Consider the following 12171-nt stretch of genomic DNA (forward strand, 5'->3'; position numbering starts at 1 on the left):
TTCAAGCATCCATCGTATGGGATTTGAAATATGTTCCTGAGAACCTCACTTGCCTGCCTTCTGCTGATCGGCATCACCGGCGTGGCCTTTGCGGATTCAGCGTCGAACACCATTCCGGCCGGCAAGCACATCGAGAAGATCTCGGCCTTCCCGGATAAGGTCTCGCTGGAAGGTCCTTTCGGCTACGCCCAGATCTTGATCACGGCCCATCTCGATACCGGCGAACAGGTCGACCTGACACGCTCGGCGAAGCGAATCGATCAGGTCGATGCCGTCTCGATCACCCCCAACGGCCTGGTCAGCGCCAAGCATGACTTTCAAGGCGAGTTGGTCTTCGAGGTTGCCGATCAACAGGTCAAGATTCCACTGGAAGTGAAGGGGACCACGGCCGAGTATCAAGCCGACTTCGTTCGCGATGTGACCCCAGCGATGAGCAAGATGGGCTGCAATCAGGGAACCTGTCACGGAGCCAAAGATGGCAAGAACGGCTTCAAGCTTTCGCTGCGTGGTTATGATCCGGTCTACGATCACCGGGCATTGGTCGACGACGTCGCCGGTCGCCGGTTCAACAGAGCCGTGCCCGAGCAAAGCCTCATGCTGCTGAAAGCGGTTGGGGGCGTTCCGCATGTGGGTGGTCAATTGACCGAGCCCGGCGAGCGTCGTTACGAGATCTTGAAGAACTGGATCGCCGGTGGTGTGCAATTGGATCTCGATGCCCCCAAGGTCGAGAAGATCGCGATCTTCCCTGAGAACCCAACCGTGCCGCTGCCAGGCATGACGCAGCAGTTTGCGATCTACGCCACGTTGACCAATGGCGAAGTCCGTGATGTGACCGCCGATGCGTTTATCTCGAGCGGCGATATTGAAATCGCCACCGCCGACGACCAAGGCGTGCTGAACCTTTTGCGTCGTGGCGAAGCCCCGGTATTGGCCCGCTTCGATGGTGCCTACGTCGCCACGACGGTTACTGTGATGGGGGACCGCACCGGGTTCGAGTGGACGCAGCAGCCTCAGTTCAACTACATCGATCAACTGGTCGACGAGAAGCTGCAACGTGTGAAAGTGCAATCGTCCGGGCTCTGCACCGACGACCAATTCGTGCGTCGCATCTACCTCGACCTGACCGGCCTTCCGCCCACCGCGGACGAAGTGCGAACGTTCCTGGAAGACGATCGCCCGTCGAAAGAGAAGCGAGACGCACTGATCGATCAATTGGTCGGCAGCGGAACCTATGTCGAATTCTGGACCAACAAGTGGTGCGATCTACTGCAGGTCAATCAAAAGTTCTTGGGCGATCCTGGCGTGCATGCTCTGCGAAACTGGGTGATGGACTCGGTCGCTGCCAACAAGCCTTACGACGAGATGGTCTACGAAATCTTGACCGCGTCTGGTTCGACGCTCGATCACCCGGCCAGTGCGTACTACAAGATCCTGCGGACGCCGGAAGACACGATGGAGAACACCACGCAGTTGTTCCTGGCAGTTCGCTTCAACTGCAACAAATGTCACGACCATCCTTTCGAGCGTTGGACCCAAAACCAGTACTACAACCTGTCAGCCTACTTCGCCCAGGTCGGTCGAAAAGAAGACAAACGCTTCGCCGGCCAGAAAATTGGTGGCTCGGCCGTGGAAGGTGCCACGCCGCTCGTCGAAGTGATCTACGACACCGGCAGCGGCGAAGTGACGCACCAGTTGACCGGCAAGGTGACTCCACCGGAGTTCCCCTACCAAAGCGATCTGGCCGACAATCAGTCGACCCGGCGTGAAGAGTTGGCCGACTGGCTGACCGATCCGTCGAACCAGTACTTCGCCTCGAGCTACGTCAATCGCATGTGGGGCTATTTGATGGGTCGCGGAATCATCGAGCCGATCGACGACATCCGCGCCGGCAACCCGCCGACGAACCCGGAACTGCTGGAAGCGTTGACGAAGAGCTTCGTCGACAGCGGCTTCGACACGCGTCATATCATGCGTGAGATCTGTAAGTCGCGGGTCTATCAGCAATCAATCGCGACCACGCGCTGGAACGAGGACGACGGCATCAACTTCTCGCATGCCGTTCCGCGGCGGCTTCCGGCGGAAGTGCTGTTCGACTCGATCCACCAGGTGACCGGTAGCAAGTACAACCTGCCACAGCTTCCCGGAGGCTTCCGAGCGGCTCAGCTGCCAGGCACCGACGTCCGGATTCCGTTCCTGGATGACTTCGGTCGACCAGCTCGCGAAAGCTCTTGCGAATGCGAACGGGCAACCGGCGTGATGCTGGGCCCGGTGATGAAACTGGTCAATGGCCCGGTCATCAGCAACGCCATCGCCGACCCGAACAACGAATTGACGCACCTCGCTTCGCAGATGACCGACGATCGCGAACTGATCAACGAGGTCTTCCTCCGCTTCCTCGGTCGCCATCCGAGCGAAGAAGAAGTGAGCATGAGCGTCGAACTGCTGAACGAGCCAACGCCTGACTTGGAAATCGCCCAGAAGGCCCTGCAACAGCATCGCGAACAACTGCTGGCGAAAATGCCGGCCTGGGAAGCTTCGCTCCAGCGGATTGCCAGTTGGACGCCGCTTGCCATGCAGGAAGGAACTTCCACCGCAGGGGTCTCGTTCGAGAAGAAAGAAGATCAATCGCTGCTGACCACCGGCCCCATCACGAAAGACGAGTATCAATTGGTCTTCGACGTGCCGGCTGGCTTGCTGACCGGTCTGCGACTGGAAGCGTTGCCAGACGATTCGCTTCCCGCCAAAGGACCTGGCCGAGCCCAGAATGGCAACTTCGTGTTGAACGAATTGAAGGCGATGGTCCGGATGCCAGACGGAAGCGAAGGCCCGGAAGTGAGCTTCCATCGGGCTGAGGCGACGTTCTCACAATCAGGCTGGGACGTCCGAGGCGCAATCGATGGTAACCTCGGCAGCGGCTGGGCGGTCAGTCCTCGGCTGGGTGAAGTCCATACGGCCCTGTTCGAGGTGGATGGCGACGTCGAGGTTCCCGTAGGTGCCAAGCTGGTGGTTCGCCTGGTCCAGCAGTACCAGGACAGCCATCACCTGCTGGGAAGGTTCCGCCTGTCGGCTACCAGCAGCGAACGACCGGTCCGGCTCGAAAATAATTTGCCAGCCGATATCCGACAGATCATCGCCAAGCCAACCGATCAACGGACGCCAGAAGAGCAGCAGAAGCTAGTCACGCTGTTCATTTCGGGCGATACGCTTCTCAAAGACCTAGAAACCAGGCTCAGCCAGGCCCAGTCGCTCGACCAGAATCGGCGGCTTGCAGGCCTGCAGGATCTGGCGTGGGCTTTGATCAACAGCCCTGCGTTTCTGTTCAATCGCTAGCAAGCGGCAAACCCCATAAAGTGGGCTATCGACTCGATTTCGGTAGCCCACCTCTTTGAATGGGCCTTGCGGTCTGCCAAAATCATCGCGGTTAATTGGGGGAAACCTTTTTCGGTTTCGAGCGGTACTGTAGATGTACAGCCCCATTCGCGAACATGCTGAAGACGCACAACCTGACAAAACGATACGGCAGTTTTCTCGCTCTGGACCACGCTCAAATCGTGGTTGCCGAGGGAGAATGTTGCGGCGTTCTTGGTCCCAATGGTGCCGGGAAGTCAACACTCTTTCGCCTGTTGATGGGCTTCCTCCAGCCGACCGATGGCACGGCACACATCGGCGGGAAAGACTGCCAACGCGAAAAGACTGAAGTCCATAGCCTGGTTTCTTACTTGCCAGGCGATGTTCGTCTGTTCGACGAAATGAAAGGGAAGCAGGTCCTCGAGTTCTTCGCCGATATCCATCCGCGCGGTAATCGAGAGCGATCCTACGCCACGGCCAAACGCCTGGATCTAGATATTAGCCGCCGCGTCGGCTACATGAGCACCGGCATGCGGCAGAAACTGGGCCTTTCAATTGCCCTGGCGACCGATGCACCGGTGCTGATCATGGACGAGCCGACCACCAGCCTCGACCCGAACGTTCGTGGCGAAGTGATTCGCATGATTGGCGAGGCCCACAAGTCAGGGCGAACCGTGTTGATCTGCTCGCACGTGTTGTCCGAAATCGAAGACATCTGCGGTCGAGCGATCATCATGCGGCAAGGAAAAGTGGTGCACGACCAGTGCCTGCAAGATCTGGCTCGCCGCCATTCGGTCGTGTTCGAGCTCAACCAATCACTGCCCCGGATTCCGGATGAAATTCGTCCGCGCGTGCTGACAGCTCGCCAGACCGAGACGTCGGTCCGCCTCGAAACCGAAGGCGAACTTCGCGATGTGATGGCATGGCTCACGCAGCTTCCGATCACCAACCTGAAGGCGAATCGGATGGGGCTACGAGAAGTCTACGATCGATTCCATGCCCCTGTTAGCGAGCATGCCGCATGAATCTGGCGATGTTAAGGCAAGTCTGGCGCGAGTCGCGTCTGCTGATGCTGGGGTGTTCGATCGCATTGTTCGCCTTCTGCTGGATTCGCGTGTGGATTGTTGGTCGTATCGACATGAGCCGCTTTCAGGGAATCCTCGAGATCTTGCGGCCAGAGTTCGAGAACTTCTCGGCCGTCGACTTCGAGCATGCATTAACCTACCCAGGCCGCGTGGCGTTCACCTTCACCGAGCCGATGGTCATCATCCTAGTGGTGGCCTGGGCGATTGCCCGGGGAAGCGATTCGGTCAGTGGCCCGCTGGGGCGTGGCACGATGGAAATGATGCTTTCGCAGCCGGTCAGTCGCTTTCAGTACTTGATGAGCAAGAACCTGGTCTGCATCTTCGGCACGCTGCTGATCGCCGCCAGCGCGTATGCAGGCATCGCCGGTAGCATCACCTACACCTCGGTGAAGAAGGAATCGCCACCGATCAAGATGCAGATTCCGCTGGTCAAAATCGAAGTCGAGATTCCATTCACCAAAGATCCGAACGCCCCGACGCGGATGCCACTGTCGGACTTTGTCGATCGGCAAGACATGATCCCATCCGCATTGAACCTGATGGGCTTGGGTTTGTTCTTTGGCGGGTTCACCACGCTGATGTCGGCCTGGGATCAATATCGCTGGCGGACGATCGCGATCGCGGCCGGGTTCCTCATCATCCAACTGATGCTGCGGGTGCTCTCGCTTTCGATGGAAGATGTCGCGTGGCTGAAATACACGACCATCTTCTCGTTGTACGAACCGGAAGTGTTGGTTAGCTATGCCGTGCATAGCCAGGATGCGGCCTGGAGTTTCTTGTTCGAGAAGACGGCCGGTGATTGGCGACTGGGTGGGCTTGGTTACTTGACCCTGCTCGGCGGAACCGGATTGCTCGGATTCGCCACCGGGACCTGGGTATTTTGTCGACGCGACCTTCCGGCACCGGTATAACTAGCCGCGGCGAGTCCCGGCCAAGCGGTCGGCCGTGAAGCTTGCCACCATGCGGCAACTCGTCCTGAAGTGATCTAGCGATGAACCAACCTGACGATTCCTCGAACCCGACACTTCTCGTCAACAAGCACCTATCGCCGCTGGCGAGTGCCGCGGTCGCTTCAGTACTGGCGTTTGGCTATTTGATCTACAAGTCAGGCGACGTCGTGCGGGCCTTGCTGGTCAGCGCGATGGTCTTTCCGATCATGGCTTTCATTTTGTGGAAAGCGCAGTCCCTGTCCGAGAAGAGCAGGGCCCAGCCGAAGCACGTGAAGACCAGCCGCGGAGCAGACCCATCGGCTTCCGAAGAAACCTCGGCCTGATGCCGCTTGCTTCGATCCGTCCATGAAAAAAGCCACGTCGAGATGACGTGGCTTTTTTATGCGAAGCACGGGAGGAGGGACTCGAACCCCCAACCCTTGGTTCCGAAGACCAATGCTCTATCCATTGAGCTACTCCCGCTCGCTGTTGCGGTAATCGAATGATGATACCATTTTAGCACTTGGACGCAACTACGGGGTCGGACAGTTCTTACGCGTTTCAGGTTCGGTTTAGCGCCACTTTTCCGACTCGCTTGCGCACTACTCGCGAAGTGCCCGTTTGTGGGGCATAATGTTAAATGGCAGCCAGCTGCCGGTAAACCTTATCGCTTCCCGAATGAAATTCCACAAGTTTATGGCCTACATCACGTTGCGGATCATCGACGGCGCCGACCGGGGAGCGGTATACGAAGGACTTGAGACGCCAGTTTCCATCGGACGCGAAGAGGGAAACACGCTCCAGCTGAAGGACGACCGCGTCAGCCGCTTTCATCTGAAAATCCAGGAAGACCATAACAAGGTCGTTCTGACCGATCTGGAAAGCACCAACGGAACGCGAGTCAATGGCGAGGACATCCATCTACGGATCCTGCGTCATGGCGACATGATCCAGGTTGGCCGATCGGTCATCATCTATGGCTCGGAAAAGCAAATTGCGGTTCGACTGGCGGCTTTGCGGCGACAACAGGAAGAAAAGAACAACGATCTGCCCGATGACGATCGTACCGTCGGACCCGACGATAGCCCTGATATCGAGTCTTCGCTCGAGTTCGAGCTGAACTGGAACGCTCAGCAAGACGATCTGCAAGCTGCCATCTACACGCTGCAGCCACCCGAGTTGCCGGAACGTCTCAGCCCGGCCCAAGCCGCACAGCTTGCCGAACTGATGGATTACGTGCACATTCGGATCCGTCATCTGCTGGTCAGTGTCGAAATGAACGAGCGCACCGAGAGCGTCACCCTTTCGATGCGGGAGTGGCAAAACCTGCTCGATCTGCAGTCTCGGCTGTCGATGCTTTTGCGAAATATCGGCGAGCCGGAATAACTTCGAAATTCACCGACTGACAGGCCCACCACCGGCGGTTCAAACCGCCTGGAAGTTACGCCATTCGGTTTTCATTCGGCGTTAACCTGATAGAATCACGCTGTTGATCCATCTTCTTGCCGCCCCTCTCTCAACATCGTGCGGCCTAGTCCACGGAGCGGAGTCCGAATGAGCCAACCGTTCGTCCATTTGCATTGCCATTCGCATTACAGCCTTCTGGACGGAGCGGGCCCGATTCCCAAGCTCGTCACGCGTGCCAAAGAGCACGGCATGAACGCCCTGGCCCTCACCGATCACGGTAACCTGCACGGGGCACTCCAGTTCTATAACAAGTGCAAAGAGAACGAGATCAACCCGATCATCGGGTACGAAGCCTACATCGCCCCCGGCAGTCGCCTGGAAAAGTCGGGCGGGATGCGCGGCTCGAACTATCACTTGACGCTGCTGGCCCAAAACAAGACCGGCTTCAAGAACCTGGTGAAGCTGGCATCGGCTGCTTACCTGGAAGGCTTCTACTTCAAGCCGCGTATCGACAAAGAGTTGCTCGAGAAGTTCAGCGAAGGAATCATCTGTCTCAGCGGTTGCGTATCGAGCGAGTTCTCGAAGATCGTAATGCGTGGGACCGATACGGCCGAAGTGATCAAAGAAGCGGAGGAAACGGCTGGTTGGTTCCACAACGTCTTCGGCGACCGTTACTTCGTCGAGATCATGAACAATGGGCTCGATATCCAGAAGCTGCAACTGGAAGGGGCCGTCGACATCGCCAAGAAGCTGGGCATGCCGTTGGTCGCCACAAGCGATACCCACTATGTCGATCAAAGCGATGCCGAGGCTCAGGATATTCTGCTCTGCGTGAACACCGGCAAGTTCCGCACCGACGCCAGCCGTATGAAGATGGAGAACGATCAGTTCTATCTTCGTACGCCGGACGATATGTACGCCAGCTTCCCAGGGCTGGAAGATGCTTGTGCCCGTAGCCAAGAGATCGCCAACACGGTCGACATCGACTTGGAACTGGGCAAACGTCACTTTCCTTCGTTCAAGATTCCAGACAACAAGACGGCCGACGATTACCTCCGCGAGCTTTGCATCCAAGGCTTGTTCGAGCGTTACGAAGGCAACGAAGAGATGCTGCCCAATGGCGAGCTGAGCGAAGTCGTCATGGCTCGTCTCGACCGCGAACTGGGCGTGATCAGCAAGCTCGGTTTCCCGAACTACTTCTTGATCGTGTGGGACTTCGTTGTGGAAGCTCGACGCCAGAACATCCCGGCCACGGCTCGTGGTAGCGGTGTGGGGGCGTTGGTCTGTTACGCGCTTTATCTCAGCCACGTCTGTCCGATCAAGTACGACTTGCTGTTCGAGCGATTCCTTGACGAAAACCGCTTGGAAGCCCCCGATATCGATATCGACTTCGATAAAGAACGTCGCGGGATGGTCATCAAGTACGTTAAGGACAAGTACGGCGAAGCGAACGTGGCCCAGATCGGGACATTCGGTACGCTGGCAGCGCGAGCCGCGATCAAAGACGTTGGCCGCGCGATGGGCCTGCCACTCGATATGGTCAACGAAGTGACCGGCATGGTCCCTGACCAGTTGGGCATCAAGCTGAAAGCGGCGCTCGAACAAAGCGCCGACATGCAGACCGCTTACAACTCGAATCCCGACATCAAAGAGCTGCTCGATCTGGCGATGAAGATCGAGGGTCTGGCCCGTAACGTCGGTACCCATGCCGCGGCGGTGGTGATCGCCGACGAACCGCTCGAAGAATATGTTCCGCTTTGCCGCGTTTCCGGCAAAGACGACATCATCACCCAGTGGTCGATGAACGACGTCGAAGCGGCCGGTTTGCTGAAGATGGACTTCCTCGGACTGAGGAACTTGACGATCCTTCGTAACGCGGTCGACCTGATCAAGAACGTCCGAGGCGAAGACCTCGACATTCTGCGACTTCCGCTGGAAGACCGCGAAACGTTCGATCTGCTTCGTCGCGGTGAAACGAAGGGTGTGTTTCAGCTGGAAAGTGGTGGTATTCGCGACCTGCTCAAGCGAATGCGGCCCGACAGCTTCCTCGACATCATCGCGACCAATGCGTTGTACCGACCAGGTCCGCTGGAAGGCGGGATGGTCGATGACTACATCGAAGTGAAGCATGGCCGCAAAGAGGCTGTGTACAAGCACCAGGTGCTCAAGGACGTTCTGGAAGAGACCAACGGCGTGATGGTCTACCAGGAACAGGTGATGCGGATTCTGAACCGGCTCGGTGGGATCCCGCTCGCCAAAGCGTATACGTGTATTAAGGCGATCAGTAAGAAGAAAGAATCGATCATCCAGGCCAACCGCGAGCAGTTCCTCGTCGGTGCCCAGGAAAAAGGTCTGACCAAGCAGGAAGCGACCGACTTCTGGGACATGATCGTGAAGTTCGCTGGTTACGGCTTTAACAAAAGCCACTCGACGGCCTACGCCCTGGTTGCCTATCAAACGGCGTACCTGAAGGCGCACTACCCGATCGAGTTCATGGCGGCACTTCTTTCAGGCGACATCTCGGGTCGTAACTTCAAAACCAAAGACTCGCTCGTCGAACACATGGAAGACGCCGAGCGCATGAATATCGAAGTTGCCCCGCCCGACGTGAACTTCTCTGAAGAAGAGTTCACCGTCAAAGATGGCAAGATCGTGTTCGCTTTGAGCGCGATCAAAGGCTGCGGTGGTGGTGCGGCGGAAGCGATTGTCGCGGCTCGCGAAAAAGATGGGCCATTCACTGACATCTACGACTTCTGCGAACGAGTCGATCCTTCGCAGTGCGGCAAAAGTGCCATCGAAACGCTGATCAAGGCAGGTGCCTTTGACAAACTGGGTGGTCATCGTGCTCAGTATGTTGCCGCTCTCGACAAGGCAATCCAGTCGGGGGCATCCGCGATCGCCGACCGCAAGGCTGGCCAGAAGAATCTGTTCGCCGCGGTCGAAGATCCCGTCGAAGAAGCGAAGACGGTCACCTTGCCCGATGTCCCACCATGGCCTGACAAAGAACTGCTGGTTTACGAGAAGGAGTGTCTTGGCTTTTACTGGTCAAGCCATCCACTGGCAGAGTACTCGCGCAAGTTCGAGATGTGCTGCTCGCATCGCACTTCCAGCCTGGGCGGCGTGAAAGACAAGACCGAAGTCACGCTAGGCGGGATGGTCGGTTCGATCAAGTTGGCCCACACGCGAAAGGCTCGTGCCGGTAGCACGCACACCAAGTACGCCAACTTCGACCTGGAAGATGTCGACGGCGGTATCCGCTGCATCTTGTGGCCGGAAGACTACGCCAAGGTCGGCGAAACGCTTCGCCCTGACGGCGTGTACATTGTTTCCGGACGGATCGACCGACGTGGCGGCGATGACGAAGAAGCGAACCTGATCGTGAACGAATTGATTCCGATCGAAGATGTCGAAACCCGTTATGCCCGTGGTGTCGCCGTTCGCGTCGACGAACAAGTGCATGGCGAAGACAAGCTGCGAACACTCGTGGAAATCGTCCGCGGCTATCCTGGCAACTGCGAGCTGCGTTTGATCCTGGTGCTGGGAGATGGTCGCCAGGTGGCGATGAAAAGCCAGAAGGGGGTCGACCTCTCGCCAGAGATGCGCACGCGTATCGACGAACTGCTAGGAGATGGCAACTTCGAGCTACTACTCAGACGTCCGGCCAAAGGCGGGATGCGGACGTCGGCGTAGTCGGATCTAGATTACCGGGAAATAAACAAAGGCTCGAAGTTACCTTCGAGCCTTTGTTGTTGGCTATTCTTCGGTCTGCCCAAGCATTGCTTTCATGCCAGGAGGCGCGACGAATTTTGGGATCTTCCCCTCGGGGACCAATCTGCTGTCGACCAGTTCAATGGGCGGAAGCTCGGTCATTCCATCCTCAACCGTCACCGTCATGAAAGCATCTTTCACGTTCCAGTACGCATTGTTGAGTCGGTCGACCGGCATGGTCGGAGCGATTGGCCATTGCATCAGCACGTAGTACTCTCCGGCCGGGGCTCCATCGCCCGGCTTGTAGGTCTGCAGCGTGTAAGTTCCGGTCTCGTCCACGACACCAGAGGGATCAACCCCACGCGAATCGAAATGCGAGCCTGTTGGCTTCAAACGAACGACCAGTCCTTGAGGAATTTCTCCGTTGACACGGGCCGTGCCGGTTACCGAACAGGTCTGCGCCTGCCAGGACGGGCGCGAACTGCACCCCAAGGAGACCAGCATCAATACAAGCAAAGCGCCGGCAGGACCACGAACAAACGAAACCAGGTTCTGTGGATCGATGCTCATCGTTACTCCTCAGAGATGATCTTGCCGTCATTGCGGCAAAGAAGGTACGTGATGTTACGGACATTCATACTGTCCGTCAGGAATCGCGCGGAACCATCCCCCATACCCACCATGACTCCACTTGGATGGAACGAATAGAGAGAGTTGAAGTTCTGGTTATTCAAGATTGGACCAGGACTAAACACAATCCCGACACTTGCTGAGTCGCTATAGGTGTAATAAAACTGCGCGGGATACCCGCCGCCGGCGCTTTCCGTCCAATATTTCCCCACATAAACGGTTGGATTCTCTGGAAGTACCTTTTGGCCATTCACCCAGCCATACGGGCCAGCAGCCTGTTCATGCATCATGATCGTATTCGAAAGGCCATCGGAGCAGTCTCGAAACTTGGAGTACTTACCAACGGCAAACATGGTGTCTCCCAGGTAGGATCCCCATGTTTTGTCGTAGTCCGCAACGAGCGCCGGCCAACTGTAATCCCTGGTCTGCAGGCCCTGTCGCAGTTGCCAACTCGCTGATGCGTTAGTCAGATTAGGTGCCACGCCTCCTTCTGGCGTGCTGGGGCAAACAAACGTTTGTGGCATCACGCCGATCGAGGCAGCCAAATTGTCGGGACTATACCAGTACTCGCCAGCCACCCATTTCTCAGCGATGGCTCCCTGTTCGATAAAGGGCAGCGTAACAACCAAAGGATTCGGTTTTTTGCTATCGCCGGGTCGAGGGAGACAACCATAAGTTGACTCATAGTTATGCATCGCCAGCACAGTCTGCTTCAGGTTATTTGTGCATTGCATCCGCCGGGCCGCCTCGCGGGCTTGCTGAACTGCGGGTAGCAACAGTGCGACTAAGACACCGATAATGGCGATGACGACCAACAGTTCCACCAAGGTAAAACCGCGGTTCTTTCTCGAAGGCCAGGAAGTGGACATGGGGAGTAATCCCTTTTGAATTAAATAGGCAAGCAGTGGGAAATGGCTACGCCACGTGATAATCGGCGGGAGTATTGCAAAGGCAATGCCATTGTATTATTTCACGCAAACTCGACAATTCCACCCCTCAGCCGACGCAAGAATGATTTCTTGCTGATCTACGTAAGTCACAGATATTACATCAGTAACGTCGTT

Annotated in this window: 8 protein-coding genes and 1 tRNA gene; 6 read left to right on the plus strand and 3 right to left on the minus strand. The window is 56.9% G+C overall.

What is annotated here, in order from left to right; translation table 11 throughout:
• Positions 1-30 precede the first annotated feature (30 nt).
• The 4 genes from AB1L30_RS19630 (at position 31) to AB1L30_RS19645 (ending at position 5706) form a co-directional block, all read left to right on the plus strand.
• Positions 31-3330: a DUF1549 and DUF1553 domain-containing protein gene (locus tag AB1L30_RS19630; RefSeq protein ID WP_367015212.1), complete on the plus strand. Its 3300-nt coding sequence runs from the start codon at positions 31-33 to the stop codon at positions 3328-3330.
• A gap of 155 nt (positions 3331-3485) precedes the next feature.
• Positions 3486-4373 carry an ABC transporter ATP-binding protein gene (locus AB1L30_RS19635; protein ID WP_367015214.1) on the plus strand — a complete coding sequence of 296 codons (888 nt, stop codon included), beginning with the start codon at positions 3486-3488 and terminating at the stop codon, positions 4371-4373.
• Positions 4370-5344, plus strand: coding sequence for an ABC transporter permease subunit (locus AB1L30_RS19640; RefSeq protein WP_367015216.1), 975 nt, complete (start codon positions 4370-4372; stop codon positions 5342-5344). The genes AB1L30_RS19635 and AB1L30_RS19640 overlap by 4 nt, the downstream gene beginning before the upstream one ends.
• An 80-nt stretch (positions 5345-5424) precedes the next feature.
• Positions 5425-5706, plus strand: a complete 282-nt coding sequence (locus AB1L30_RS19645) for a hypothetical protein (protein ID WP_367015218.1) — start codon at positions 5425-5427, stop codon at positions 5704-5706.
• A gap of 66 nt (positions 5707-5772) precedes the next feature.
• Here AB1L30_RS19645 and AB1L30_RS19650 read toward each other — a convergent pair.
• Positions 5773-5845: transfer RNA gene (locus AB1L30_RS19650), tRNA-Arg, on the minus strand.
• Between the two features lie 195 nt (positions 5846-6040).
• Here AB1L30_RS19650 and AB1L30_RS19655 point away from each other — a divergent pair.
• Entirely contained in the window at positions 6041-6748 is a 708-nt protein-coding gene (locus AB1L30_RS19655) for an FHA domain-containing protein (protein ID WP_345089974.1), read from the plus strand.
• Positions 6749-6916: 168 nt separating this feature from the next.
• On the plus strand, positions 6917-10459 hold the full coding sequence (gene dnaE, locus AB1L30_RS19660; protein WP_367015220.1) for a DNA polymerase III subunit alpha: 3543 nt from the start codon (positions 6917-6919) through the stop codon (positions 10457-10459).
• Positions 10460-10522: 63 nt separating this feature from the next.
• Here dnaE and AB1L30_RS19665 read toward each other — a convergent pair whose 3' ends face one another.
• Both AB1L30_RS19665 and AB1L30_RS19670 read right to left on the minus strand, forming a co-directional pair.
• Positions 10523-11047, minus strand: a complete 525-nt coding sequence (locus AB1L30_RS19665) for a hypothetical protein (RefSeq protein ID WP_367015222.1) — start codon at positions 11045-11047, stop codon at positions 10523-10525.
• Positions 11048-11049: 2 nt separating this feature from the next.
• Complete coding sequence (locus AB1L30_RS19670; RefSeq protein WP_367015224.1) at positions 11050-11976, minus strand: DUF1559 domain-containing protein; 927 nt, start codon at positions 11974-11976, stop codon at positions 11050-11052.
• Positions 11977-12171: the final 195 nt, after the last annotated feature.

The sequence above is a fragment of the Bremerella sp. JC817 genome (assembly GCF_040718835.1).
Taxonomy (GTDB): Bacteria; Planctomycetota; Planctomycetia; order Pirellulales; family Pirellulaceae; genus Bremerella.

Coding starts and splice junctions, on each gene's coding strand:
- AB1L30_RS19630 (WP_367015212.1), top strand. CDS start 31: ATGTTCCTGAGAACCTCACTTGCCTGCCTTCTGCTGATCGGCATCACC.
- AB1L30_RS19635 (WP_367015214.1), top strand. CDS start 3,486: ATGCTGAAGACGCACAACCTGACAAAACGATACGGCAGTTTTCTCGCT.
- AB1L30_RS19640 (WP_367015216.1), top strand. CDS start 4,370: ATGAATCTGGCGATGTTAAGGCAAGTCTGGCGCGAGTCGCGTCTGCTG.
- AB1L30_RS19645 (WP_367015218.1), top strand. CDS start 5,425: ATGAACCAACCTGACGATTCCTCGAACCCGACACTTCTCGTCAACAAG.
- AB1L30_RS19655 (WP_345089974.1), top strand. CDS start 6,041: ATGAAATTCCACAAGTTTATGGCCTACATCACGTTGCGGATCATCGAC.
- dnaE (WP_367015220.1), top strand. CDS start 6,917: ATGAGCCAACCGTTCGTCCATTTGCATTGCCATTCGCATTACAGCCTT.
- AB1L30_RS19665 (WP_367015222.1), bottom strand. CDS start 11,047: ATGAGCATCGATCCACAGAACCTGGTTTCGTTTGTTCGTGGTCCTGCC.
- AB1L30_RS19670 (WP_367015224.1), bottom strand. CDS start 11,976: ATGTCCACTTCCTGGCCTTCGAGAAAGAACCGCGGTTTTACCTTGGTG.